Annotated in this window: 19 protein-coding genes; 8 read left to right on the top strand and 11 right to left on the bottom strand. The window is 74.7% G+C overall.

Annotated elements, in window-relative coordinates; all coding sequences use genetic code 11:
• Positions 1 to 766 (top strand): nitrilase-related carbon-nitrogen hydrolase (locus D459_RS0108215; protein WP_017592517.1); only part of this gene is annotated, 766 nt, incomplete at its 5' end.
• Between the two features lie 59 nt (positions 767 to 825).
• Positions 826 to 2,535: a flavin monoamine oxidase family protein gene (locus D459_RS0108210; RefSeq protein WP_026120182.1), complete on the top strand. Its 1,710-nt coding sequence runs from the start codon at positions 826 to 828 to the stop codon at positions 2,533 to 2,535.
• Positions 2,536 to 2,661: 126 nt separating this feature from the next.
• Here D459_RS0108210 and D459_RS0108205 read toward each other — a convergent pair whose 3' ends face one another.
• On the bottom strand, positions 2,662 to 3,132 hold the full coding sequence (locus tag D459_RS0108205) for an Lrp/AsnC family transcriptional regulator (RefSeq protein WP_026120181.1): 471 nt from the start codon (positions 3,130 to 3,132) through the stop codon (positions 2,662 to 2,664).
• A gap of 214 nt (positions 3,133 to 3,346) precedes the next feature.
• Here D459_RS0108205 and D459_RS0108200 point away from each other — a divergent pair, with 214 nt between their 5' ends.
• Positions 3,347 to 4,918 (top strand): alpha/beta hydrolase, encoded by a 1,572-nt coding sequence (locus tag D459_RS0108200; protein ID WP_017592514.1) that lies wholly within the window; start codon positions 3,347 to 3,349, stop codon positions 4,916 to 4,918.
• A gap of 214 nt (positions 4,919 to 5,132) precedes the next feature.
• Positions 5,133 to 5,975, top strand: coding sequence for a GNAT family N-acetyltransferase (locus tag D459_RS0108195; RefSeq protein WP_026120180.1), 843 nt, complete (start codon positions 5,133 to 5,135; stop codon positions 5,973 to 5,975).
• 69 nt (positions 5,976 to 6,044) lie between these two features.
• Here D459_RS0108195 and D459_RS0108190 read toward each other — a convergent pair whose 3' ends face one another.
• The 6 genes from D459_RS0108190 to D459_RS0108165 form a co-directional block, all read right to left on the bottom strand.
• Positions 6,045 to 6,515 carry a hypothetical protein gene (locus tag D459_RS0108190; RefSeq protein WP_017592512.1) on the bottom strand — a complete coding sequence of 157 codons (471 nt, stop codon included), beginning with the start codon at positions 6,513 to 6,515 and terminating at the stop codon, positions 6,045 to 6,047.
• Positions 6,512 to 7,258: a hypothetical protein gene (locus D459_RS0108185; protein ID WP_017592511.1), complete on the bottom strand. Its 747-nt coding sequence runs from the start codon at positions 7,256 to 7,258 to the stop codon at positions 6,512 to 6,514. The genes D459_RS0108190 and D459_RS0108185 overlap by 4 nt, the downstream gene beginning before the upstream one ends.
• A 1,589-nt stretch (positions 7,259 to 8,847) precedes the next feature.
• Positions 8,848 to 10,098, bottom strand: coding sequence for an LLM class flavin-dependent oxidoreductase (locus D459_RS0108180; RefSeq protein WP_017592510.1), 1,251 nt, complete (start codon positions 10,096 to 10,098; stop codon positions 8,848 to 8,850).
• Positions 10,095 to 11,018 (bottom strand): alpha/beta fold hydrolase, encoded by a 924-nt coding sequence (locus D459_RS31080; protein WP_017592509.1) that lies wholly within the window; start codon positions 11,016 to 11,018, stop codon positions 10,095 to 10,097. The genes D459_RS0108180 and D459_RS31080 overlap by 4 nt, the downstream gene beginning before the upstream one ends.
• A 146-nt stretch (positions 11,019 to 11,164) precedes the next feature.
• Positions 11,165 to 12,307, bottom strand: coding sequence for an alcohol dehydrogenase catalytic domain-containing protein (locus D459_RS0108170; protein WP_017592508.1), 1,143 nt, complete (start codon positions 12,305 to 12,307; stop codon positions 11,165 to 11,167).
• 72 nt (positions 12,308 to 12,379) lie between these two features.
• Positions 12,380 to 13,840 (bottom strand): aldehyde dehydrogenase family protein, encoded by a 1,461-nt coding sequence (locus D459_RS0108165; RefSeq protein ID WP_017592507.1) that lies wholly within the window; start codon positions 13,838 to 13,840, stop codon positions 12,380 to 12,382.
• 180 nt (positions 13,841 to 14,020) lie between these two features.
• Between D459_RS0108165 and D459_RS31075 the strand changes: the two genes are divergently transcribed.
• The 4 genes from D459_RS31075 to D459_RS0108145 all read left to right on the top strand — a co-directional run bounded on the left by D459_RS31075 (position 14,021) and on the right by D459_RS0108145 (position 19,896).
• Positions 14,021 to 15,313, top strand: a complete 1,293-nt coding sequence (locus D459_RS31075) for an ABC transporter substrate-binding protein (protein WP_017592506.1) — start codon at positions 14,021 to 14,023, stop codon at positions 15,311 to 15,313.
• Positions 15,314 to 15,452: 139 nt separating this feature from the next.
• Positions 15,453 to 18,170, top strand: coding sequence for an ABC transporter permease subunit (locus tag D459_RS0108155; RefSeq protein WP_017592505.1), 2,718 nt, complete (start codon positions 15,453 to 15,455; stop codon positions 18,168 to 18,170).
• Entirely contained in the window at positions 18,157 to 18,969 is an 813-nt protein-coding gene (locus D459_RS0108150) for an ABC transporter ATP-binding protein (RefSeq protein WP_017592504.1), read from the top strand. Before D459_RS0108155 ends, D459_RS0108150 begins: the two co-directional genes overlap by 14 nt.
• A 273-nt stretch (positions 18,970 to 19,242) precedes the next feature.
• Positions 19,243 to 19,896 (top strand): AAA family ATPase, encoded by a 654-nt coding sequence (locus D459_RS0108145; protein WP_081620492.1) that lies wholly within the window; start codon positions 19,243 to 19,245, stop codon positions 19,894 to 19,896.
• 39 nt (positions 19,897 to 19,935) lie between these two features.
• On the opposite strand, the gene D459_RS0108140 is transcribed toward D459_RS0108145, so the two are convergent.
• From D459_RS0108140 to D459_RS0108125, 4 genes are all read right to left on the bottom strand, one after another.
• Positions 19,936 to 21,192 carry an RNA-guided endonuclease InsQ/TnpB family protein gene (locus D459_RS0108140; protein ID WP_017592502.1) on the bottom strand — a complete coding sequence of 419 codons (1,257 nt, stop codon included), beginning with the start codon at positions 21,190 to 21,192 and terminating at the stop codon, positions 19,936 to 19,938.
• Between the two features lie 203 nt (positions 21,193 to 21,395).
• The gene (locus D459_RS0108135; protein ID WP_017592501.1) at positions 21,396 to 23,045 is read right to left on the bottom strand and encodes an ABC transporter ATP-binding protein; all 1,650 of its coding nucleotides are present in this window, start codon (positions 23,043 to 23,045) and stop codon (positions 21,396 to 21,398) included.
• Entirely contained in the window at positions 23,045 to 23,932 is an 888-nt protein-coding gene (locus tag D459_RS0108130) for an ABC transporter permease (RefSeq protein ID WP_017592500.1), read from the bottom strand. Before D459_RS0108130 ends, D459_RS0108135 begins: the two co-directional genes overlap by 1 nt.
• Positions 23,929 to 24,882, bottom strand: a complete 954-nt coding sequence (locus D459_RS0108125) for an ABC transporter permease (protein ID WP_017592499.1) — start codon at positions 24,880 to 24,882, stop codon at positions 23,929 to 23,931. The genes D459_RS0108130 and D459_RS0108125 overlap by 4 nt, the downstream gene beginning before the upstream one ends.
• Between the last annotated feature and the right edge of the window lie 50 nt (positions 24,883 to 24,932).

The following is a 24,932-nucleotide window of genomic DNA, read 5'->3' as shown; positions in this document are numbered from 1 at the left end:
GGGGGACGCCCCCGCCGCGCTGGAGCGGCTCGGGCGCACCGCCCGGCGGGCCGCCGATGCCGGAGCGGACCTGCTGGTCGGGCCGGAGTGCTCGATCACCGGCTACGCCATCGGCGGGCGGACCGCGGAGCTCGCCGAGCCCGCGGACGGCCCGATCGGGCGGGAGGTGCAGCGGATCGCCGCCGAGGCCGGCATCGCCATCGCCTACGGCTGGCCCGAGCGCGACGGCGGCCCGGTCCGCAACGCGGTCCGGCTGGTCGACGCGGCCGGCGCCGAGCGCGCCGTCTACCGCAAGACCCACCTCTACGGCGAGCTGGACCGGTCCGCCTTCGCCCCCGGGAGCGAGCCGGTCGTCCAGGCCGACCTGGGCGGCCTCCGGATCGGCCTGCTGATCTGCTACGACGTGGAGTTCCCCGAGGCGGTGCGGGCGCACGCGCTGGCCGGGACCGAACTCCTGCTCGTGCCCACCGCGCTGATGCACCCGGCGACCGAGGTGGCCACCGCCCTGGTCCCGGTCAGGGCGATGGAGAACCAGATCTTCATCGCCTACGCGAACCGCTGCGACACCGAGGGCGACCTGGACTACTGCGGCCTGAGCACCCTGGTCGGCCCGGACGGCGCCGAACTGGCCCGGGCCGGTGCCGGCGAGGAGCTGCTCATCGCCGAGGCCGACCCCGCGGCGATCGCCGCGGCCCGCGCCGGCGAGGCCGGCTACCTGCGGGACCGCCGCCCCGACCTGTACCGGGCGCTGACCGGACCGGCCTGAACTCCGCCGCCCCGCCCCCGGCCCCCGGCCGACCACCGATTTCCTGGAGGAACCACGCGATGACGTCAGCCGTGCCCACCGCCGCCCCCGGCGGCGGCTCCGAGGAGCGCCCGCTCACCATGTGCGGGCCGGACTTCCCGTTCGGCTACGACGACTACCTGGCGCACCCCGCCGGGCTGGGGTCGGTCCCGCCGGAGCGGTTCGGCACCGAGGTCGCGGTCATCGGCGGCGGCCTGTCCGGCCTGATCACCGCCTACGAGCTGATGAAGATGGGGCTGCGCCCCGTCGTCTACGAGGCCGACGAGCTCGGCGGCCGGCTGCGCACCCGGAACCTCCCCGGCTGCCCGGACGACGTCGTCGCGGAGATGGGCGCGATGCGCTTCCCGCCCTCCTCCACCTCCTTCTTCCACTACATCGACAAGGCCGGGCTGCGCACCGAGGAGTTCCCCAACCCGCTCGCGCCGGCCACCCCCAGCACCGTGGTCGACCTCAAGGGCGAGTCGCACTACGCCCGCACCACCGACGACCTGCCCGAGGTCTACCGGGAGGTGGCCCGGGCCTGGAACACCACCCTGGAGGAGGGCGCCCGGCACTCCGAGATGCAGCGCGCCATCCGGGAGCGCGACGTCGCGGCGATGAAGGAGATCTGGAACGACCTGGTCGCCCGGCTGGACAACCAGACCTTCTACGGCTTCCTCTGCGACTCCCCGGCGTTCTCCTCGTTCCGGCACCGGGAGATCTTCGGCCAGGTCGGCTTCGGCACCGGCGGCTGGGACACCGACTTCCCCAACTCCATCCTGGAGATCCTCCGGGTCACCTACACCGGCGCCGACGACGACCACATGAGCGTGGTCGGCGGCATCCAGCGGCTCCCGCACTGGCTCTGGGAGCACGCCCCGGACAAGACCGTGCACTGGGCGCCCGGCACCAGCCTGGCCTCGCTGCACGGCGGCGACCCCCGCCCGGCCGTCACCGCGCTGCGCCGCACCGCCGCCCAGGGGAACCCGGCCGGCAACATCACCGTCACCGACGCCTCCGGCGCGATCCGCACCTACCCGGCGGCGGTCTTCACCGCGCAGAGCTGGATGCTGCTCAGCAAGATCGAGTGCGACGAGTCGCTGCTGCCGATCGACCACTGGACCGCCATCGAGCGCACCCACTACATGGAGTCCTCCAAGCTCTTCGTCCCGGTCGACCGGCCGTTCTGGAAGGACACCGACCCGGAGACCGGCCGGGACGCGATGAGCATGACGCTCACCGACCGGATGACCCGCGGCACCTACCTGCTGGAGGGCGAGGACGACGGCCCCGCGGCCATCTGCCTCTCCTACACCTGGTGCGACGACTCGCTGAAGTGGCTGCCGCTCTCCCCCCGGGAGCGGATGGACGTCATGCTCAACTCGCTCGCCCAGATCTACCCGGACGTGGACATCCGCTCGCACGTCATCGGCGACCCGGTGACCGTGTCCTGGGAGGCCGAGCCCTACTTCATGGGCGCCTTCAAGGCCAACCTGCCCGGCCACTACCGCTACCAGCGGCGGCTGTTCACCCACTTCAAGCAGGACGCCCTGGCGGAGCGGCACCGCGGCCTGTTCCTCGCGGGGGACGACATCTCCTGGACCGCGGGGTGGGCCGAGGGCGCGGTGCAGACCGCGCTGAACGCGGTGTGGGGCGTGATGACCCACTTCGGCGGGGCCACCGACCCGGCCAACCCCGGTCCGGGCGACCTCTTCGACGAGCTGGCCCCGGTCGAGCTCCCCGAGGACTGACCCGGAACGCCGCGGGGCGGGGGCGGACGCGGCACCGCGCCCGCCCCCGCTCGCAGCGGTCTCGGCGCCGCGGGGGCGCGGGCCCGGGTGGCACCGCCCGGAGGTGCGGGGGCAGGAGGCGCGGGGTCAGGCGGTGCGGCCCCGCTCGGCGCCGGCCAGCATCGGCTGGTCCACCAGCCGGGACAGCACCAGGGTGCTCTTGGTGCGCACCACGAACGGCTCCGCGCAGATCCGCTCGATGGTCTCCTCCAGGTGCTGCATGTCGCGGGCGCGGACCTGCACCATGGCGTCGGCCTCCCCGGTGACGGTGCAGGCCGAGGTGACCTCGGCGTAGCCGGTCAGCCCGGCCCGGATCTCGGCGGGGGAGGTGCGGGGCCGGCAGTAGACCTCGATGTAGGCCTCGGTGGTCCAGCCGAGCGAGGAGGGCTCCAGCACCACGGTGAAGCCGCGGATCGCGCCCGCCTCCACCAGCCGGTCCACCCGCCGCTTGGCCGCCGACGCGGACAGGCCCACGGCCGCGCCGATGTCGGCGAAGCTCGCGCGCGCGTCCGCGCCGAGTATCGCGATGATGCGCTCGTCGACGCGATCCAACCGCACTGAAGCTCCCATCGGTCCCGTCTGCTCCGGGTCGGACCCGGCGAGACCGATGCTACCCACCGGCCGGACCGGGTTCCGCCCGGCCGCCCCCGGCCGGGGGAGCGCCCCCCTTGGCCCCGGGGGAACACGCCCCGCCCCCGCTCCGTGTCGGACGCCGCCCGCCCCGGCGATTGCGGAGAGAATGTGCGTCGTCACATCAGGTAGGGGGTGGGGGATGCGGGCCATCGGGGTTCCGGCGGTCGCCCTGGCGGCGCTGCTGCTGCCGGTGCAGGGCGTCGCCGCGGCGAAGGAGCAGACCAGGGAGGACCGGTACTCGGTGGAGTGGGGCGAGTGCACCGACCTCGGCGGAGCCGGCGTGCAGTGCGCCGAGCTGGAGGTCCCGCTGGACTGGGAGGCCGGCGGCGGCCCCGGGGACCGGGCCGGGGAGACGGTCGCCATCGCGCTCTCCCGGGTCCCCGCCCGCGAGCGGACCGAGGGCGTGCTGCTGGTCAACCCGGGCGGCCCGGGCAGCCCCGGCCGGGGCTGGGCCCCCCGCGTCGCCGAGGGCCTCCCCGCGGACCTGCGCGACCGCTACGACGTGGTCGGCTTCGACCCCCGCGGCACCGGGGCGAGCACCCCGGCGGTCGGCTGCGACCCCGGCTACTTCGACCCGGTCCGCCCGGACACCGTGCCCGCCACCGGCACCGCCGAGAGGGCCCTGGTGCAGCGGGCCGCCGACTACGCCACCGCCTGCGCCGTCCGCAACGGCGAGCTGCTGGAGCACATGCGGACCGAGGACACCGCCCGGGACATGGACCGGATCCGGCTCTCCCTGGGCGCCGAGAAGATCGACTACCTCGGCTACTCCTACGGCACCCTGCTCGGCGGGGTGTACGCCACCCTCTTCCCGGACGGCGTGCGGCGCCTGGTGCTGGACAGCGTGGTGCACCCCGGCCGCCCCTGGTTCGAGTCCAACCTGGAGCAGAGCCGGGCGCTGGACCGGGCGGCCGGGCACTTCTTCGCCTGGACCGCCGAGCACTCCGCCGCCTACGGCCTGGGCGCCGACCCCGCCGCGGTGGAGGAGGCCTACTACCGGGTGCGCGCGGAGCTCGCCGAGGCGCCGGTGGCCGGCACCGTCGGGCCCACCGAGTACGAGAACTCCTTCATCACCGCCGCCTACACCTCGGCGGCCTGGCCGCCGCTGGCCCGGGCCCTGGCCGACCACGTCTCCGGGACCGATCCGGAGGCGCTGCTCAAGGCGCACGAGCGGTTCGGCGAGAGCGGCGCGGACGACGCCGGATACGGCGCCTACCTCGCCACCGAGTGCACCGACGCGCCGTGGCCCCGGTTCTGGCCGGAGTGGACCGCAGCGGGGGAGAAGGCGCACGCCGACGCCCCCTTCCAGGGGTGGAACAACATCTGGTACAACGCGCCGTGCGCGTTCTGGGCGGCCGGCGACGGGCCGTGGATCGAGGTGGACGGCTCCGCCGTGCGGGACGCCCTGCTGGTGCACGCCTCCGAGGACGGCGCCACCCCGCTGGACGGCGCCTTCGCGATGCGCGACCGCTTCCCGGAGGGCCGCCTGGTGGTCGAGGAGGGCGGCCACACCCACGGTGTCGCGCTCGGCGGCAACGCCTGCGTGGACCGCGCGGTCGCCGGCTACCTGCGGGACGGCTCGCTGCCCGCCCCGGCCGGGACCGGCGGCGCCGACCTGGCCTGCGCGGCCGGGCCGGACCCGGAGCCGGCGCAGGGCGGCGGCGGAGGCCGCGAGCACCAGCAGGGACCGGGGGCGCCCTCCCGGAGCTGACCGGGCCGGGCCGCACGCCCGGGCCCGCGCCTGCGCGGCGCGGCCCGGATACGGGGCGGCCCCGGGTGCGGCGCGGACCACCGGGAAGTGGTCGAATAGTCTTGAAAGGCCGGTGACGGGCGCGTTGTCAGGGCGCGCCGGGTCGCGGAGGCGGCCATGTGCGGGAAGGCGGCCGGTGAGCGGATGGCGTCTGATGGCGGACGGGGTGAAGCGGGTGCTGCGGACCTCGGCGGTGCGGGTGCTCGACGGGCGCGACCTCGGAGCCGTGCACGCCCTGCTCGACCGGGACCCGGTGGGCAACGTCTTCGTCAGCTCCCGGCTGCGAGCCGCGGGCCTGGACCCGGGTCGGCTCGGCGCCGAGGTCTGGGGCCACATCACCGACGGTGAGATCACCGCGCTCTGCTACTCCGGGGCCAACCTGGTCCCGGTGGACGCCGGCCCGGAGGCGGTCCGCCGGTTCGCCGAGCACGCGCGCTGGCGGGGCCGGCGCTGCTCCTCCATCGTCGGCCCGGTCCCCGCGGTCCGCGGCATGTGGGAGCGGCTCGGCCCGGTGTGGGGACCGGCCCGCGCCATCCGCGCCCGGCAGCCGGTGATGGAGCTGCTGGCCGAGTCGCGCGCCGACCCCGACCCGCTGGTGCGCCGGGTCCGCCTGGACGAGCTGGACGTCCTCCTGCCGGCCTGCATCGCGATGTTCACCGAGGAGGTCGGGGTGGCGCCGGACGCCGGCGACGGCGGCGCGCTCTACCGGGCCCGGGTCGAGGAGCTGGTCCGCTCCGGCCGCGCCTTCGCCCGGATCGAGGACGGCCGGGTGGTGTTCAAGGCCGAGGTGGGCGCGGTCACCCCGCACGCCTGCCAGGTGCAGGGGGTGTGGGTCCACCCGGAGCTCCGCGGCCGCGGCCACGCCGCGGCGGGGATGGCGGCGGTCGCCCGCTTCGCCCGCACCGGGATCGCCCCGCGGGTCACCCTCTACGTCAACGACTACAACGCCCCGGCCCGCGCGGTCTACCACCGGGTCGGCTTCCGCGAGGTCGGCGAGGTCATGTCGGTGCTGTTCTGAAGCCGTTCTGAACCGCCCTGCCCCGGGGCCGCCCCGGGGCAGGGCGCTCCTGGGTGCTCGGGGCGCCGCTCAGCCGGGCCGCGGGTCGGTCTCGCCGAGCGGGGGCAGCTGGAAGTGCCGGGACGCCAGATGGTCGATGAGGGCGTTGATGTCGGCGATGTCCTTGGCCCGGCCCAGGCGGCGCTTCCACCGCAGCACCCGTTCGAGCGGGGCGAAGGGCAGCCCGTGCAGGAGCTCACGGGCGGAGACGAACTCGTCCAGGTCCCACATGGACGGGAACCAGCCGTTCAGCATCTCCAGCCGGCCGTCGGCCAGCATCACCCGGCGCACCCCCTCCCAGGGGGCGGTGGACACCGGGCCGAGGCCGCGGACGATGTCCCAGGCCCGGCCGCGGAGCACCACGTCCAGGTCGGTGATGTCGTCCCGGATCCCGTGCGCCAGCAGCGGGCCGCTGCCGGCGATGATGAAGTCGGACTGCGGCAGCCGGAGCCGGCGCAGTTCGACGACGAGCGGATGGCCGCTGACGGTCTTCCATGTCACCCAAGGGCCCTTTCTCCCAGCAGCACGCGGACGACCGCGGCGACCAGGAGGGCGAATCCGATGCTGCTCATGGATCCGATGAGGAAGTACTCGGCGAAGCGCTTCTGGTTGCTCTTCAGCTCGGGGAAGCGAGCGAGCGCCTTGATCCCCACGACCACCGCGACGGCCTCCGGCTGTCCTGCGACGGCGAAGGCGTAAGTCATGGACCGCTCCAACCACCCGATGGCGGTGCCGGCCCCGCGCAGGGGCTCCATCTCCTCCGCCTCCGCCTTCTTCAATTCGGCGTAGAACGGGTGGAGCGTGTGAGTGACGACCTCCCCCCCGACGAAGGTGGCCACGAGGAGACCCGAGACCACGAGCGCCGTACTGTCGTCCAGGATAAGTTCACCTGTCGCCCGGGTCAGCAGGGCACCCCCGTAGAGAAGTCCGGACGCCAGCGCGAGCAGCACGGCCAGGGCGAGCGGGACGTAGATGAACCGGGCGGTGCCGGCGGGGCGGAACAGCCGGGGCGACCCCTGCATGTTCGTGTCGGCCTTGGCCAGCCGGCCGAGCAGCCAGGAGGCGCCCACGCAGAGCGGGAGCAGGACCAGCGCGGCCCAGGAGAGCATTCCCGGCGCCAGGGTGTACAGGGCGTAGCCGGCGGTGAGGACGAGCGCGGTCGCCCGCCGGGGCCGCACCATCGGGATGGAGTAGGGCAGCAGCGCCGCCGTCACCAGGCCGATGACCACGCGTTCCAGTTCCATTCCGCTCCCTGTCCGATCGCCGGCCCGCGGGGTGCGGGGGGTCGATTATCAGGAAGCGGCCGGACCCCGAACAGGGCCCCGCCGCCACCGAGGACGGAGCGAGGACAGAGCGAGGACAGAGCGAGGACGGAGAGGGGACCGGCCAGTCGGTAGCCCGGGCGCGGCGCCCCACGGGGCGGGGGTTAAGACGGGCGGCGAGGGCGGCGGTGGGGGACCGGCCGGTCGGTCCGGCGCGGCGCCCCACGGAGTGAGGGTTCAAGCCAGCGGCGACGGCACAGGCAGGGGCGAGGCGGAGGCGGTCGCCCGGGTGCGGCGTATCGCGGAGCGAAGGTTCAAGCCAGCGGCGACGGCGCCGGTAGGGGCGGGGCGAAGGCGGCCGCCCGGGCGCGGCGTTCCACAAGGCTGGGGTTCAAGCGGGCGGCGAGGGCGGCAGTGGGAACCGGCTGGTCGGTCGGGTGCGGCAGAGCGGGGTGGGGGCAGCCGGGGCGGCCTGGGCGGCGGGTTCGCCGTTCCCGCGTCGCCCGGGCGGCGGGGCCGGCCGCCGTTGAAACCGCTGCACCTCTTTGACCTTGGCGAATACGCAGGGTGATGGCGGGGTGGGGCGCCCTGCGCACCGCGAGAGCACCCCGGTGATTCCCGGGCGCGCATCCCGGCCCGGATCGGCCCCCGGCAGGCCCGGATCGCCCTGATCGGGCCGGTGGCGAGGGGTTCGAGCCGCCCGGAAGGCCGGGATGCAGGGGGTCGGAACCCAGGGAGAGCGGAGGTGGGGGCGGGATGTCGCTTTTGTTCTCCTGGGAGGCCTTGTTTGGCCACTCTGGGTAATCATTGAGGCGGTGGCGGGGCCTGGGGGCTTACTACTCGCTGGTAGATGTAATCGGGGTGCTCTCGTGGTGCGCAGGGCGCCTCCACCCTCGCTCGATCCCCGCTGCGAACCAGGCATATAGGGATAAGGCCCCCAGGTGGGCCGGGGCAAGTGGGCCTGCCCCCTTCACCGGAGCACCGCCTCCCCTTGCCGGGAGCACGCGCCGGGCCCGGCCGGTGAACGCGGCGCCAGGCCCGCTCCCGCCCTCGCCGCCAGCCTGAACCCCGACCCCGTGGGGCCCGGTACCCGGGCGACCACCTCCGCCCCGCCCCCACCGTTGCCGTCGCCGCCCGTCTTGACCTTCGCTTCGCGGGGCGCCGCGCCGGACCGACCGGCCGGCACGTCCTCCCGCCTTCGCTGCCCGCTTGAACCCTCGCCCCGTGGGGCGCCGCGCCCGGGCTACGGCCTTCGCCCTGCCCCCACCGTTGCCGTCGCTGCTCGTCTTGACCTTCGCTTCGCGGGGTGCCGCGCCGGACCGACCGGCCGGCACGTCCTCCCGCCTTCGCTGCCCGCTTGAACCTTCGCTCCGCGGGGCGCCGCGCTCGACTGGCCCTCGACCGGCCCTCGACCGGCCCTCGACCGGCCCTCGCCCGGTCCCGGTCGGCCGCCGGTGGAGTCGTCGGGCCGTCCGTCGCGGTGCCGGGGGCGGCGGGGAGGGGCGGGCGGCGGGGCCGGCAGGCGCCCGCCGCCGCGCTTTCGGGCGGTCCCGGCAGTTCCGCCGGTTCCGTCAGTCCCGGAACTCCGGGATGACGTGTTCGGCGAACATCTCCAGGTTCCGCTTGACGTCGTCCAGCGGGAGCACCCCCTGCTGGCCCTGCATGAACAGGCCGAACCACTCCAGGTCGGGGATCTCCTTGAGCATCGCCTCGATGCCGCGCTTGACGTCGTCCGGGCCGCCGATGAGGGCCATCTGCACGTCGGCCATCCGCTTGAAGTCGCCCTTCTCCGGGCTGATCGGCTTCGCCGAGTCGTCGTCGGCGGTGCGCAGCACCTCCAGGTAGCCGAACGGGCCGAAGAACGAGGCGAAGTCCTTGTGCATCCTGCTGCCGTAGGTGGCGATGGCCTCCTCGCGGCTGCCCGCCATGCCGACGATCTTCAGGATCCCGGTGTGCTCGCCCAGCTTGTAGTCGCGGCCGTTCCGGGCGGCCTCCGCGCGGTACAGCTCGGCCTTCTTGCGGTGCTCGCCGGGGATGGGGGTGAACATCCACGGCAGGATGTCCTCCTTGGCGGCGCGGATCACCGAGCGGTCGCTGATGGTGAACGGCTGCCACAGCTCCGGGTGCGGGTCCTGGTAGGGGCGGGGCACCACGGAGACGCGCTGGATCCGGCCCTGGTCGTCCAGCTCGCCGGGGGCGCCGAAGGTCCGCGTCCACTCCTGGGCCGGCCACCCCTCGATCCCGTCGTAGGGTGCGGGGACCTGGTAGTCGAGCACGTCGCTCTTGTACCGGATGGTCTCCTGGGTCCAGGCCATCTTCATGATGTGCAGCAGCTCGCCGAAGACGTCGAAGTTGCGGTCGTCGCTGGAGGAGCCGTCGCTCCGCGCGGCCTGGGAGTTCCACCGCTGCCCCAGCACGTTGGCCCAGCGCGCCTGGTAGCCGCGGGCGATGCCGAGCCGCAGCCGGCCCCGGCTGAAGTGGTCGAGCAGCGCCACGTCCTCGGCGGCCCGGATCGGGTCCCAGGCCGGCAGCACCAGGCCGAGCGGGGCGAGCAGGATCCGCTCGGTCCGGGCGGCCAGGTCGGCCAGGACCATCAGCGGGTTGACCGAGAACTCGAAGCCCTCGGAGTGGAAGTGGTGCTCGGTGATCATCAGCGCGTCGAAGCCGATCCGGTCGGCGTGCACCGCGATCTCGCGCACCTCGTGCAGCAGCTTCTGGTAGGAGCCGGGGTCGCGTCCGATCGGCCGCAGGGCCTTGGCGTTCTCCTCGGCGGCGAACCCCGATCCGGGGATCTGCGGGTTCATGAACAGGCTGAACTTCACTGCGCTCCTCGATTCTCGCGGCCGGTGCCGCGCTCGTCGGGACGGGTGCCGCCGGTGCCGCCCTCCGGGACGGCGCGCTCCAGCCAGCGCTGGAGCACCAGCAGGAACTCGGCGGGCCGCTCTTCGTGCAGCCGGTGCCCGGAGCCGGGCCAGCAGACCACCTCGGAGGCGGGGTGACGGAGCAGCGGCCGCTCCCACTCCGCGAGCTCCGGGTCGAAGCGGAAGGAGAGGGTGGGCTGGTCCCGGCCGGCCAGGTGCCGCTCGGCGGCCGGGCGGGCCCCGATCGCGCCGGGGTCGGTGAACATGGCCGCGAACGCCTCGGCGAGCACGTGCGGGGCGGCGGCCTCCAGTCGGCGGTCGTGCCAGGCGCGGATCCAGGTGGGGGTGGCCGGGGTGTAGTCCCAGGCGTCGATGGCGATCGCGGTGCGCACCGCGTCCGGGCCGCGCAGCGCCTCGGCCATCGCCGGGAAGGCCCGGGCCACGTCGGCCGGGAAGCCGTACCCGGGGTCGACGGTGACCAGGGCGTGCACCAGGTCGGGCCGGTCCGCGGCGAGCAGCCCGGCGACCTGGCCGCCCATCGAGTGGCCGACGGCGGTCACCGGTGCCCGGCCGGGCAGGCCGTCCAGGAGCGCGGCCAGGTCGGCGGCCATGGCGCGCGGGGTGTTGCCGCTCGGCGGCACCCCGGAGCCGCCGTGCCCGCGCAGGTCGGGGGCGATCACCCGGTGCCGCTCGGCCAGCGCGGGGATGTGCTGGACCCATTCGTGCGAGTCCGAGCCCCAGCCGTGCACCAGGAGCAGGGTGTGCGCGGCGTCCTCGGGGCCGTGCTCGGTGTGGAACAGCCGGACGCCGGTCAGGGCGCCGTGCCGCGGGTCGGCTCCGTGCCGCAGATCGGTGCTGTGCCGCAGGTCGGTGAAGGGCATCGGCTGGCTCCCGCCGGGGTCCGTCGGTGGCCGGTCGGGGCGGGAGGTCCCGCTCCGCCGCTCGCACTCCAAAAAAGCAGAACGTGTTTCAGTTTTTGTTCCCGGTTCACGGTAGCGCCTCCGGAAGTGGCGATCAATCGCTTGGTTCAGTGCGCGGCGGCCCCGCCGGCCGGGGCGTCGAACACCACCACCGACCGGGTCGCCTCGCCCGCGCGCACCCGCTGCACGGCCTCGCCGATCCGCTCCAGCGGCACCCGCTCGCTGATCAGCTCGTCCAGCAGCAGCCGGCCGGAGGTGTACAGCTCCACCAGGCGCGGCAGGTCGGAGTAGGGGGAGGCGTCGCCGCCCTGGCAGCCCAGCAGCCGCCGGGAGCCGAACAGCCCGGCGGCGGGGACCACCGCCTCGGCGCCGGGCGGCGGGCTGCCCACCATCACCGTGGTGCCGCCCTGCCGGGTGGCGCCGAACGCCTCGGCCAGCACCGCGGGCGCGCCGGTGGCGTCGAAGGCGTAGTCCACCCCGCCGGGCACCAGCGCGCGCACCCGCTCGGCCAGGCCGCCGCCCCCGCCGTCGGAGACCAGCCGGTCGGTGGCGCCGAACCGCTCCGCCGCCCCGGCCTTGGCCGCGGAGACGTCGGCCGCAACGATCCGCGCCGCGCCGGCCAGCGCGGCGCCCTGCACGATGTTCAGCCCGACCCCGCCGCACCCCACCACCAGCACCGAGGAGCCCGCCTCCACCGCGGCGGTGTTCAGCACCGCGCCGACCCCGGTCACCACGGCGCAGCAGAGCAGCGCCATCGCGTCCAGCGGCAGGCCGGGCGGCAGCCGGACCAGGGCGCGCTCGCTCACCACGGCGTACTCGGCGAAGGAGCCGATGCCCAGGTAGGGGCGGACCTCCTCGCCGCCGGCGCGCAGCCGGGTGCCGCCGTCGGGCATCAGGCCCATCACGGCCCGCAGCCGGTCCTCGCCGGTGCACAGGTGCGCGTCGCCGCGCGCGCACATCCGGCACGACCCGCAGGGCCGGTTCATCGCGATGAGCACCTCGTCGCCGGGGGCGAACGCGGTGACGCCGGGCCCGGTCGACTCCACCGTCCCCGAGCTCTCGTGCCCGCCCACCACCGGGAGCCGGCGCACCACCGGGCTGGTGCCGTCGATCGCCTTCAGGTCGGAGCCGCAGATGCCGGAGGCGGCGATGCGCACCCGGACCTCCCCCGGCCCGGGATCGGCGATCTCGACCTCGCGGACCTCCGGCGGCGCCCCGGGGGCGGTGAGCAGTGCGGCGCGGATCAGCATGTCGTCAGGTCCTCCTCGGTCGCGGACGCCGCCGCGGGGCCCGCGGCGGGATCGGCCCCAGGGGCCGCCGGCTCAGCCCAGTTCGATCCAGGCGGCCTTGAGGTTGAGCCACTCGCGCAGCCCGTCGACGCCGTTGGCGGGCAGGTTGCCGCTCTGCTTGTGCCCGCCGAACGGCACCGCCCAGTGCAGCCGCCGGAAGGTGTTGATCCACACCGTTCCGGCCTCGATCGCGGCGATGGCGCGGTGCGCCCGGTTCAGGTCGCGGGTCCAGGCGCCCCCGGCCAGCCCGTAGTCGGTCTCGTTGGCCAGCGCGTAGGCCTCCTCCTCCGAGCCGAACGGGATGGCCACCGCGACCGGGCCGAACACCTCCTCCCGGCAGATCGCCGGCCCGTTGCCGGCGGCGGCGAACAGGGTCGGCTCCACCCAGTAGCCGCCGGCCAGCGCCGGGTCGGCCACGGCGTCGGCGCCGGTGCGCCCGCCGAAGATCGGCTCGGCCCCGTCGGCCGGGGCGGACTCCAGGTAGGAGAGGACCTTGCGGTACTGCCCGGCGAAGGTGATCGGCCCCATGTCGGTCTCCGGGTCGCGGGGGTCGCCCAGCCGGATCGCGGCGGCGCGCTTGCGGAGCCGCTCGGTGAACTCCTCGAAGATCGTGTCCTGGATCAGGATCCGCGAACCGGCCACACAGGCCTGCCCTGCCCCGCCGGTGTAGATCCCGGCGGCCGCGCCCGCGGCGGCGGCGTCCAGGTCGGCGTCGTCGAAGACGATGTCGGGGGACTTGCCGCCGAGCTCCAGCGAGAGGTTCTTCAGGTTGGCGGCGGAGCGCTCGGTGACCCGCCGCCCGGTCGCGGTGGAGCCGGTGAAGTGCAGCTTGGCCACGCCGGGGTGGTCCACCAGCGCCTCCCCGGCCTCGGGGCCGGTGCCGGAGACCACGTTGACCAGGCCGGGCGGGAAGCCGGCCCGCTCGAACAGCTCGCAGGCGGCCAGGATCGAGCAGCAGGCCTGTTCGGCGGGCTTGACCACCACCGCGTTCCCGGCGGCCAGCGCCCCGGACACCTTGGCGAAGAACATGGCCAGCGGGGCGTTCCACGGGATGACCACCCCGACCACGCCGAACGGCTCGTAGTGGGTGGAGGCCAGCGAGGTCCCGCCGAGGTGGACGGTGTCCCCGGTGATCTTGTCGGCGAGGCTCGCGTTGTACTGGATGTGCAGCGCGCCGCCGGGGACGTCGGCGTCCCGGGTCTCCCGGAGGACCCGGCCGTTGTCCCGGCTCTCGATCTCGGCGAGCTCGGCGGAGCGCGCGAGCACCGCCTCGGACCAGGCGCGGAGCAGGGCCGCCCGGCGCAGCGGCGGGGTGGCCCGCCAGGCGGGGAAGGCGGCGGCGGCCGCGGCGACGGCGTCGTCCACGTCCTCGGCCCCGGAGGCCGGGACGCGCGCCCACACCTCCCCGGTGGCGGGGTCGGTGCTGTCGATCCAGCGCGCGGAGCGGGCGGGGCGGAACCCGCCGCCGATGTGGTTGAGGTACTCGGTCGTCATCGACGGACCTCCGGGGGGTCGGCGCCGGGCCCGCGCGGGGCGGGACCGGCGGTGCGGCTCGGTCCTCAAGGGGCGTTGACACCGGTCTGCGCGGATCATACTCTCCGATACCAAGCGAGCGCTAGGTTCAATCGGGTGCGGCGGGGGCGCGCGCCCGGCACACCGTCGGACGGAGCGCCCATGACCAGGACGACCGCAGTCAGGACCCGGACACCGGCGGCCCTCTCCCGCCGCCTCGCCGCACTGCTGGCCGCGGCGGCGCTCACCGCCGCCGGGTGCGCGGCCGAGGGCGGCACCGCGGCCGCCGCGGACGCCGGCGTCACCGAGGACGCCCTCATCGTCGGCGGGCTGCTGGTGGAGACCAGCACCATCGGCTACTCACTGGCCGACATGGAGACCGGCGCCCTGGCCCGCTTCGAGCGGGCCAACGCCGAAGGCGGCGTGCACGGCCGCACCATCGACTACACCGGCACCCAGGACGACCGGCTCGACCCGGAGGAGAGCCTGGCCGGCGCCCGCGCCCTCGCCGAGAAGGAGCAGGTGCTCGCGGCCGTCCCGGTCGCCTCGCCCGCCTTCAACGGGGCCGACGTCTTCACCGACAACGGCATCCCCTGGTTCGGCTGGGGGACCCACCAGGCCTTCTGCCGCAACGACCACGGCTTCGGCTTCAACGGCTGCCTCCAACCGGAGCAGGGCGACCGGACCCAGACCTGGTGGGGCGAGCTGATGGCCGAGGAGCTCGGCGGCGCCGAGGGGAAGACCGCCTGGGTGCAGTCGACCGACTCGGCGAGCAGCGCCGCCGGGATGGGGCCGATGGCCGCCTCGTTCGCCGCGGCCGGGTTCGAAGTCATCGGGCAGGACGCCGGCATCCCGGCCGACGCCGCCCCGGCGGACTGGACGCCCTACGTCAACGCGGTGCTGGGCGCCGACGGCGGCGACCCGCCCGACGTGGTGGTCTCGGTGATGACCTCCGGGCACAACGCCGGACTCTACGGCGCGCTCAAACGGGCCGGCTTCGAGGGCGCCTGGACCGACGGGGTCAGCTACGACCCCGACATCCTCGCCCAGCCCGAACTGGCCGAAGCCCTGGACGGGGCCTACGGCTCCCCGCAGGTCCAGCCGTTCGAACTGGCCGAGGAGCATCCCGAGGTCGCGCTCATGCAGGAGGACCTGCGCTCGCACACCGGCGACCCGGACCTGGAGTTCAGCCAGCCGATGGCCTACGGCTACTGGTCGGCCGACCTGTTCCTGGCCGCCGCGGAGGCGGCCGGCCCCGACATCACCCGCGCCTCGCTCACCGAGACCCTCAACTCCGGCTTCACCCACGAGGACCCCGGCTTCGGCACCACCGAGTACCCGGCCGGCCACCGGGAGTCCAACGGCTGCGGCGCCCTGGTCCGCCTGGAGGACGGCGAGTTCACCCCGGTCCAGGAGCTCACCTGCACCGAGAACACCGTCTACCAGGGGGACTGATGCGCCCGCCTCCCCGATGACCTCGGCGCGGCGGCCCCGCCGCGGCACTCCGACCGGGCCGCGGCGCCGAGACCACCGCGAGGGCGGCCGCCCCGCCGCACCCCCGACCCCCTGACCTCCGCAACCCCTGGAGGGGCGCATGGCCGAACTCCTGGCGTACGTCGTCAGTGGACTGGTGACCGGCTCGGTCTTCGCCGTGATGGCCTCCGGGCTGGTGCTCACGCACGCCGCCACCGGGGTGTTCAACTTCGCCCACGGCGCGATCGGGTTCGCCACCGCCTTCCTCTACTTCCAGCTGCACACCGGGGCCGGGCTGCCGGCCCCGGTCGCGCTGGCCGTCGCCGTCGGGCTGTTCGCCCCCGGCCTCGGCTACCTGCTGCACAGGACCATGTTCGACCGGCTGGCCGGCGCGGGCGCGACCGCGCAGACCGTCGCGGCCATCGCGCTGACCGTCGCGCTGCCCGCCGCCGCGCTGTGGACCGTGCACGTGCTGAACGGGACGTTCGGGCTCCGGCTGCCCAGCGGCGACGACCAGTTCACCGTCCCCGGCATCGGGCCGAGCCCGGTGGTCGCCTGGCGGCCGCTGGACCTGTTCACCCTGACCTCCAACCAGGTGGTGGCGTTCGCGGCCGCCGCACTGGCCGCCGCCGGGCTGTGGGCCCTGCTCCGCCGCACCCCGCTGGGCCTGCGGATGCGCGCCGCCGCGGACCGGCGCGACCTGGCCGCGCTGCGCGGCACCGACCCCGGCCGCACCTCCGCGGCGGCGTGGGCGCTCGGCTCGGCCCTGGCCGGCCTGGCCGGCGTGGTGGTGGCGCCCTTCCTCGGCCTGGACGCCACCGCCTTCACCGTGCTGCTGTTCTCCTCGGCGACGGCCGCGGTCTGCGGGCGGCTCCGGTCCATCCCGATCGCGTTCGCCGCCGGGCTCGGCCTCGGCGTGCTGCAGAACCTGGCCGTGGGCTACCTGCCCTTCACCGACCGGGTGCGCGGCCTGGCCACCGCCGTCCCGGTGCTGCTGCTCTTCGCCGCCCTGCTGGTCATGGGGGCGCACCGGGGCCGGGTCGCCGGGGCGATGGCCGAGGACGCGCCGCCCCCCGACCACCTGGCCGGGCTCCCGCCGTGGCGGCGCGCGCTGCCCTGGGCCGCCTCCGGGACGGCCCTGGCCGTCTGGGCGCTCGCCTTCGCCCCGCACTTCTGGCTGGGCCTGGTCGTGCAGGGCCTGGCCTACGGCCTGATCTTCACCTCCTTCGTGCTGATCACCGGGATCGGCGGGATGGTGAACCTGGCGATGCCGGCCTTCGTCGCCGCCGCCGCGCTGACCACCGCGATCGCCTACTCCTCCGGGGTGCCGCTGTTCGCCGCGATCCTGCTCGGGATCGCCGCCTCCGTGCTGCTCGGCCTGGTCGCGGCGGTGCCGTCGCTGCGCCTGGGCGGGCTCGCACTGGCCCTGGCCACCCTGGCCCTGGCGCTCCTCGCCGACCAGATCCTGTTCCAGCCGGACGCGGTCACCAACGGCAACGAGGGCTGGCCGCTGCCCGGCATCGCGGGGCTCACCGACCGCAGGGCCCAGGTCCTGGTGCTGCTGGCACTGCTGGCCGGCGCGGCGCTGCTGCTGCGCAACCTGGAGCGCTCCGCGACCGGGCGGGCCGTGCTGGCCGTCCGCTCGGCGCCCGAGGCCGCCCTCACCTCCGGTGTCTCCCAGGTCCGCATCAAGCTGCTGCTGTTCGTGCTGGCCTCCGGGGTCGCCGGGCTCGGCGGGGTGCTGCTCGCGGTGTTCAACGGCCGGGTGACCGCGGACGCCTTCCCCGCGGTGACCGGGTTCGTCTGGCTCGCGGTGGCGGTGATCCACGGGGTGCGCCGGGTCGGCCCGGCGGTCGCGGCCGGCCTGGTCTTCGCCCTGGCCCCGGAGGTGCTGAGCCACGTCAGCGACTCCGCCCACCTGCTCACGGCGCTGTTCGGGCTGGGCGGCCTGGTGCTGGCGCGCCGGCCGGACGGGCTGTTCTCCCGGCCCGCCGGGCCCCGGCGGAAACGGACCGCCGCCCGCGCCGGCCGGACGGCCCCCGCCGCCCCGGCCGCCCCGGCGCCCGGAGGGGAGGAGGAGCCGCCCGCGGCGCTCCGCCTGGCCGGGGTCTCCGCCGGCTACGGCGACGTCCCGGTGCTGCGCGGCGTCGACCTGGACGTCCCCGCGGGCCGGATCACCGCGCTGCTCGGCCCCAACGGCGCGGGCAAGAGCACGCTGTGCGGGACGGCCGCCGGCACGGTGCCCGCCACCGGCGGCGCGGTGCTGCTGGGCGGGCGGGACGTGACCGCCGCCCCGGCGCACCTGCGGGCGCGCGCCGGGCTGTTCCTCGCCCCGGAGGGCCGGGGCGTCTTCCCCGCGCTCACCGTGGAGGAGAACCTCGCCACCTGGCTGCGCACCCCCGCCGAGCGGGAGGAGGCACTGGACCGGCTGCCGCTGCCGGCCCGCCGCCGCACCACCCCGGCGGGCCGGCTCTCCGGCGGAGAGCAGCAGCTGCTCGCCCTGGCCCCGGCGCTGGTCCGGCCGCCGGCGGTGCTGATCGCCGACGAGCCCTCGCTGGGGCTGGCGCCGAAGGCCGCCGAGCAGGTGTTCGCGGTCTTCGCCGAGCTGCGCGCCGCCGGGACCGCGCTGCTGGTGGTGGAGGAGAAGCCCAAGGGGATCCTGCCGATCGCCGACACCGCCGCCTTCATGGCCGCCGGCGGGCTGGTCTGGATCGGCCCGAGCGCGGAGGTCGGCGAGGAGCGGCTGGCAGAGGCGTACCTGGGGCCCGGCCGCGGCCCCGGGCCGGACGAGCGTGCACGGCAGGCACAGGAGGTGGGCGAAGCACATGAGAACCGCTGACACACCGGCCCCGCCCCGGCGGGAACCGGACGGCCCGGCCGCCGAGGGCCTGCGGGTCGAGGGCGTGACCGTGGCGTTCGGCGGGGTCCGGGCGCTCTCCGAGGCGACCTTCTCCGCCCGGCCCGGCGGCGTCACCGGCGTCATCGGGCCGAACGGCGCGGGCAAGACGACGCTGTTCGACGTCGTCACCGGGCTGCGCCGGCCGGCCGCCGGCCGGGTGCTGCTCGGCGGCCGCGACCTGGCCCCCGCCAACGCGGTGGCCCGGGCCCGGATGGGCGTCCGCCGCACCTTCCAGCGCCCGCAGGTCTTCGGCCGGCTGACCGTGCTGGACAACGTGCTCACCGCCCTGGAGTGGCGCGGAGGCGGCGGCGGGCTCCCCGCCGACCTGGTCGGCTGGCCGGCCCGCAGGCACCGGGAGCGGGCGCGCCGCGAGCGCGCCATGGAGGTGCTGGACCGGTGCGGCATCGCCGGCCTGCACGCCGCCTGGGCCGGGTCGCTGCCGATCGGCGGGCGCCGGATGGTGGAGCTGGCCCGCGCGATCGCCGACGACCCGCCGCTGCTCCTGCTGGACGAGCCGACCTCCGGACTGGACGCCGAGCAGACCGCCCGGCTGGCCGAGGTGCTGCGCACCGTGCAGGAGGCCGCCGGCGGCACCATCCTCCTGGTGGAGCACGACGTCTCCTTCACCATGGCCGCCTGCCGCCACCTCGCCGTGCTCGACCTCGGCCGGGTCATCGCCGAGGGCCCGCCCGAAGAGGTCCGCCTCGACCCCGCGGTCCGCGCCGCCTACCTCGGCTGACCCGGTCCCGCCGACCGCGGACGGCGGCCGGCCCGGCCTTCGGCCCTTCCTCCCTGCAGGGCACCGGTCGGCCCCGGCGGGGACGAGGTCGAGCCTCCCGGCGCCGTGAGGGGGAGGACCCCGCGCCGTGCCGCCGGGCGGCCCTGCCGGATCGGAGACCCTTTCCTCCCGGCACCCGGGACCGCCGCGTCCCGGCCCCGGCCGGGGAGAGGGGGCGCGCCCTTCGGGCGCGTCCGGGGGCGGGCGTCCTACCGTGGAGGGCGGGAGGACGACATGGCCAGTGGCGTGTACATCGCGGCGACCGATGCCGACAGCCAGCAGGCGGTCGTGGCGCTGGGGGTCACCGAGGCGCTGTCCGGCGCGGTGCGCTCGGTGGGCGTGTTCCGGCCGGTGGTGGAGGGCGGGGCGGCCGACCCGATCGTGCAGACCCTGCGCGCCCGGTTCGACCTGCCCGACCGGTACGAGGACTGCGTCGGGGCGAGCTACGCCGAGGCGCGGGCCGACCCGGAGCAGGCCATGGCGCGGATCGTGGACGCCTACCACGCCCTGGCGGCGCGGCACGCGGCCGTGGTGGTGGTCGGCACCGGCTACACCGACGTCGGCACCGCCACCGAGTTCTCCTTCAACGCCCGCGTCGCCGCCAACCTGGGCACACCGGTGCTGCTGCTGGTCTCCGGGGCCGAGCGGAGCGGGCGGGAGACCGCCGACGCCATCGCCATGGCCCGCCAGGAGGTCGAGCGGGAGCACGCGGTGGCGCCGGCCGCGGTGGTCGACCGGGTCGACCCGGAGCGGGCCGCCGCGCTCCGCTCCGCCCTCGGCGGCCAGGGGTACGTGCTGCCCGAGGTGCCCCGGCTGCGCGCGCCCACCCTGCGCGACCTGTCCCGGGGCTCCCTGGTACAGGACATCTTGACTTCCTCCCTCTCCTGAAGGAGGGGAGTCCGACCGTCCCCGACGGGACGGTTCCGCTTACGCGGACCGCCTCACGGCAGCGGTTTCCTGCTTCTCAACCGACCGCGGAAGGGAGGACCCCCGCCGACTGATACCGGCTCCACAGGCATCACCCGAGGCGTACTCCCGGGCTGCGACTCGACCGGCCGCAAGGATGTTCTTCGCCGCGTTCACGTCCCGGTCGTGCCGGGTGCGGCAGGTGGGGCACGTCCACATCCGGGTGCCCAGCGAGAGCTTCTTGAGCAGGTGTCCGCACCCCGAACACGTCTTGGACGAGGGGAACCACCGGTCGATCACCACCAAGGCGCGCCCCGCGCGTTCGGCTTTGTACTCCAACTGACGGCGGAATTCGCCCCACGCGGCGTCCAGCACGGACTTGTTCAACCCGGCCTTCTGTCGCACTTTCTTGCCTGGGACATCGATCGTTCCTTTGGCCGAGGCGGTCATGCCACGTACGTTGAGGTCCTCGATGGCGATCACGTTGTGCTCACGCACCAGGCGCGTGGAGGTCTTGTGCAGGAAGTCGTTCCGGGCGTGGCGAACCTTCCGGTGTGCCACCGCGACCTTCCGCTTGGCTTTGCGCTGATTGTTGGAGCCGCGCTGCTTGCGGGCCATCAATCGCTGGTACCAGGCCAGGCGCCGCGCTTTGCGGTCCCGATGGCGAGGGTTGGCGATCTTCTCGCCCGTGGACAGGGTCGCGAAATCCTTCACCCCGAGGTCGATGCCGACCTCCGAGTCGGTTCCGAGGGCGGGTCCGGGGTCGTCGGTGTCCACTGCGAACGTCACGTAGAAGCGATCGTCGGGTTCGCGGGAGACGATCACCATTGTGGGGTTCAGGGCAGCGAGGTCGATATCGTGGAACGACCACGCCACGTGAAGGGGCCTCTTGTGCTTGGCCAGGGACAGAGCCCCGTTCTTGATACGGAACGCCGACCTGGTGTAGTGCGCCGACTGGCGGCCGTTGCGGTTCTTGAACCTCGGGTGGCGGGCGCGTCCGGCGAAGAAATTGCCGAACGCGGTGTGCTGGTGCCGCAGCGCCTGCTGTAGTGGCACCGACGACACCTCGGACAGGAACGCCAGGTCGGCGGTCTTCTTCCAGGCGGTGAGCGCCTGGTCGGTCTGCTTGTAGGAGGTCTTGGTGCCATCGGCGCGGTAGGCAGCTTGGCGTTCTGCGAGGGTCTTGTTCCACACCAGGCGCACGCACCCGAACGTGCGGCCCAGCTGGGCCGCCTGCTCGGGGTCCGGGTAGGCCCGGCACTTGTACGCCGTCCGCATGCCCGAAGTCTGCCCCAGGGGAGAGCGGTGAGTAAGCAGAACGCGGAAAATAAGGGCCTGCTGCCCGGATTCCTCCCCGCTCTGAAGGACCGGGCTTCCTCTAGGAAAACATCGTGAACACCGTCGCCATCACCGCGGTGCAGGCGCAGCCGGGCCCCGGGTCCGGCTGAGGACCCGGGGCCCGGTGGGAGGGCCGGCCGCGGCTACTGCCCGGCGGCCTTCTCCGGCGCCTGGGCGCCCCGGTGCATCGGCGACTCGCCGAAGGAGAGCTCGAAGTCGGGGGTGTCCGCGATGAGCGCCCGGGTGTAGTCGTGCCCCGGGGCCGACATCACCTCGCCGACCGGCCCGTACTCCACGATCTCGCCCTTGTTCAGCACCGCGACCTTCTGCGCGATGTTGGAGACCAGGGCGATGTTGTGCGTGACGAACAGCAGCGCCATCCCGTCGTCCTGCAGGGCGCGCAGCAGCTTGACGATCTCGGCCTGCACCGAGACGTCCAGCGCCGAGGTGATCTCGTCGCAGATCAGCAGGTCCGGGCCGGTCGCGATGGCGCGGGCGATGCCGACCCGCTGCCGCTCGCCGCCGCTGAGCTGCTCGGGGAAGCGGGCCGCGTAGGAGGCAGGCAGCGCCGCGCGCTCCAGGGCCTCGTGCACCACCGCGTCGGGGTCCTTCGGCTTCCCCATCAGGTGCGTGTAGGGGGCCAGCACCAGGTCGCGCACCCGCTTGCGCGGGTTCAGCGCCTCGTAGGGGTTCTGGAAGATGTACTGCACCCTGCGGCGCTGCTCGGCGGTGCGCCGGTAGCTGCTGGCGGCCAGCTGCTCGCCGTCCAGCAGCAGCCCGCCGCTGAACTGGGTGTGCAGCCCGGCCACCGACCGGGACAGCGTCGTCTTGCCCGACCCGGACTCGCCCAGCAGCGCCACGCACTCGCCGCGCCGCACCTCCACGTCGATGCCGCGCAGCACCGTGGTGGAGCCGTACCCGGCCTGCAGCCCGGAGATCTTCAGCAGCGGCTCGCCGCCGTCCTCCTCGGGTTCGGCGTGGCCGGAGGTCTTGAGCAGCGGGACCGCGCGCAGCAGCCGCCGGGTGTAGTCGTGCTCCGGGTCGGCCAGCACCTCGGCCGCCCGGCCGCGCTCGACCACCTCGCCCCGGTACATCACCGCGATCTCGTCGGCCAGGTCGGCGACGACCGCCATGTCGTGGCTGATGTAGACGCCCGCGGTGCCGTGCTGGCGGGTCATGCTCCGGATGGTCTCCAGCACGTGCGCCTGGGTGGTGACGTCCAGGCCGGTGGTGGGCTCGTCCATCACGATGACGTCCGGGCGGTCGATGAAGGCCATCGCGATCGCGACCCGCTGCTGCTGGCCGCCGGAGAGCTGGTGCGGGTAGCGGGCCAGGAACGCGTCGTCGTCGGGGAGCGCGACCTCGCGCAGCACCTCGCGGACCCGGTCGGCCCGGGTGCCCTGCTCCTCCTCGTTCCAGGAGTGCAGCGCCTCGGCCAGCTGGGTGCGGAGCCGCAGCGCCGGGTTGAGCGCCGAGGCGGGGGACTGCGGGATGTAGGCCACCGCCCGCCCGCGCAGCCGGCGCACCTCGGCCTCGGACAGGCCGGTCAGCGCGGTGCCCGCCACCTCGACCGCGCCGCGGGTGACCTCGGTGCCGCGCTTGCAGTGCGCCAGCAGCGACAGGCCCAGCGTGGTCTTGCCGGACCCGGACTCGCCGACCAGGCCGCAGATCTCGCCGCGCCGCACGGTCAGCGTGATGTCGGAGATGATCTCCACGTCGGAGGGGCGACCGATGACGGTCAGGCCCTGCACGCCCAGTGCGAGCGCCGCCTCCTGCTGCGGGTTGCCGCTCATTACTTCTCCACCCCTCGGTCGATGCCGATGGACGCGCGGGAGAGCCCGTCGGTGATCAGGTTGGCGCCGATGGTCAGCACCGCGACCGCGGTCACCGGGAGGACGACCGCCCACGGCTGGACGGTGATGGCCACCCGGCCCTCGTTGATCATCAGGCCCCAGTCGGCGGTCGGCGGCTGCAGCCCCATGCCGAGGAAGCTCAGCGTGGCGATGGTCCCCACCGAGTAGGTGATCCGCAGGCCCAGCTCGACGAGGAGCGGGCTGGTGATGTTGGGCAGGATCTCGGAGGCCATGATCCGCCACCGGGGCAGGCCGATCGCCTCGGCGGACTTGACGAAGTCCTGCTCGACCACCTTCAGCGTCGCCTCGCGGACCACCCGGGCGACCCGGTTGGCGTGCGAGACCGCGATGATCACCACGATCAGCCAGACCTGCGGGCCCAGGATGGACAGCAGCAGCAGCGCCAGCACCAGCTGCGGGAAGGCCAGCAGCATGTCGTTGGTGCGCATGAGCAGCTCGTCGGCCCAGTTGCGCAGGTAGCCGGCGACGATGCCGATGACCGCGCCGGCCGCCACGCCCGCCAGGGCGGACAGCACGGCGATGGCCACCAGGGTGTAGCCGCCGTGCAGGAACCGGCTGAGCACGTCGCGGCCGACGTTGTCGGTGCCGAACAGGGCGCCGTCGATGCCGGTGGCGTTGGGCGTGCCGGCCATCTCGGTCGGGCTGTACGGGCTGACGAACGGCCCGACCGCGGCGACCAGCAGGACGGCGGCGGTCAGCACGACGCCGATCTTGGTGCGGTGGTAGCGCCAGGCGGTGCGGAGCAGCCCGGGGCGGCGCGGCGGGGCGGCGGCCCCCGGGGCCGCCGCGGCGGTAGCGGTGCTCATCTCGACGACACCCTCACCTTCGGGTTGGCGGCCAGGCCGACGATGTCGGCGAGCAGGTTGACCACCACGTACACGACCGCGATCAGCAGGGTCACGGCCTGGATGACCGGGAGGTTGCGGGCCTCGATCGCCTCCATCAGGGTCTTGCCGATGCCCGGGAAGTTGAACAGGAACTCGATCGCGACCACGCCGCCGGCCAGCCAGCCCAGCTGGAGCGCGATGACCTGGGCCACCGGGCCGATGGCGTTGGGCGCCGCGTGCCGCCAGATGACGGTCCGCTCCGGCAGCCCCTTGAGCCGGGCCTGCTGGACGTACTCGCTCTCCAGCACCTCGATCATCGAGGCCCGCATCATCCGGATGATCGGCGGGCTGACCGCGATGGCCAGGGTGAGCACCGGGAGCACCAGCTGGTCCGGGCTGGACAGCACGTCCTCGGAGCTGCCGGCGTAGACCGCGGGGAGCACCTGCAGCGCGCCGGTGGCCAGCAGCAGGATCAGCACGATGCCCACGGCGAACTCGGGGACGGCGGCCAGCACCAGGGTGACCATGGAGGAGGTGTGGTCGAACCGGCGGTCGCGGCGGAGCGCGGCGAAGGCGCCGATGGCCATCGCGATCGGCGCGGCGATCACCGCGGTGATCAGCATCAGGGTGAGGCTGGCCTGGATCCGCGGGCCGAGCAGCTCGGCCACGGGCATGCCGCCGGCCAGCGAGGTGCCGAAGTCGAGGACCACGGCGCCGGCCAGCCAGTTCCAGTACTGCAGGGCGAGCGGCTGGTCGAGGTTGAGCTGCTGGCGCAGGGCCTCCAGGCGGGCCGGGTCGGCGGCCTCCCGGCCCAGGATGGCCTGGGCCGGGTCGCTCGGGAGCGCCTGCGTCGCACCGAAGACCACGAGTGAGACCACGAAGAGGGTCAGCACCCCGTAGCCGAGGCGGTACAGGATCAGACGTGTCATGGGGAGGACCTTCGGGTCGCTGCGGACGTGGGAAGCGTGGCGGACTCCTC

Origin of the sequence: Nocardiopsis potens DSM 45234, assembly GCF_000341105.1 — a bacterium.
Taxonomy (GTDB): Bacteria; Actinomycetota; Actinomycetes; order Streptosporangiales; family Streptosporangiaceae; genus Nocardiopsis_A; species Nocardiopsis_A potens.
The sequence above is the reverse complement of the archived record's forward strand: the minus strand, read 5'-3'. Positions and strand labels throughout refer to the sequence as shown.

Coding starts and splice junctions, on each gene's coding strand:
- D459_RS0108140 (WP_017592502.1), bottom strand. CDS start 21,192: ATGCGGACGGCGTACAAGTGCCGGGCCTACCCGGACCCCGAGCAGGCG.
- D459_RS0108155 (WP_017592505.1), top strand. CDS start 15,453: ATGGCCGAACTCCTGGCGTACGTCGTCAGTGGACTGGTGACCGGCTCG.
- D459_RS0108150 (WP_017592504.1), top strand. CDS start 18,157: ATGAGAACCGCTGACACACCGGCCCCGCCCCGGCGGGAACCGGACGGC.
- D459_RS0108135 (WP_017592501.1), bottom strand. CDS start 23,045: ATGAGCGGCAACCCGCAGCAGGAGGCGGCGCTCGCACTGGGCGTGCAG.
- D459_RS0108210 (WP_026120182.1), top strand. CDS start 826: ATGACGTCAGCCGTGCCCACCGCCGCCCCCGGCGGCGGCTCCGAGGAG.
- D459_RS0108200 (WP_017592514.1), top strand. CDS start 3,347: ATGCGGGCCATCGGGGTTCCGGCGGTCGCCCTGGCGGCGCTGCTGCTG.
- D459_RS31075 (WP_017592506.1), top strand. CDS start 14,021: ATGACCAGGACGACCGCAGTCAGGACCCGGACACCGGCGGCCCTCTCC.
- D459_RS0108165 (WP_017592507.1), bottom strand. CDS start 13,840: ATGACGACCGAGTACCTCAACCACATCGGCGGCGGGTTCCGCCCCGCC.
- D459_RS0108130 (WP_017592500.1), bottom strand. CDS start 23,932: ATGAGCACCGCTACCGCCGCGGCGGCCCCGGGGGCCGCCGCCCCGCCG.
- D459_RS31080 (WP_017592509.1), bottom strand. CDS start 11,018: ATGCCCTTCACCGACCTGCGGCACAGCACCGATCTGCGGCACGGAGCC.
- D459_RS0108185 (WP_017592511.1), bottom strand. CDS start 7,258: ATGGAACTGGAACGCGTGGTCATCGGCCTGGTGACGGCGGCGCTGCTG.
- D459_RS0108125 (WP_017592499.1), bottom strand. CDS start 24,882: ATGACACGTCTGATCCTGTACCGCCTCGGCTACGGGGTGCTGACCCTC.
- D459_RS0108170 (WP_017592508.1), bottom strand. CDS start 12,307: ATGCTGATCCGCGCCGCACTGCTCACCGCCCCCGGGGCGCCGCCGGAG.
- D459_RS0108145 (WP_081620492.1), top strand. CDS start 19,243: ATGGCCAGTGGCGTGTACATCGCGGCGACCGATGCCGACAGCCAGCAG.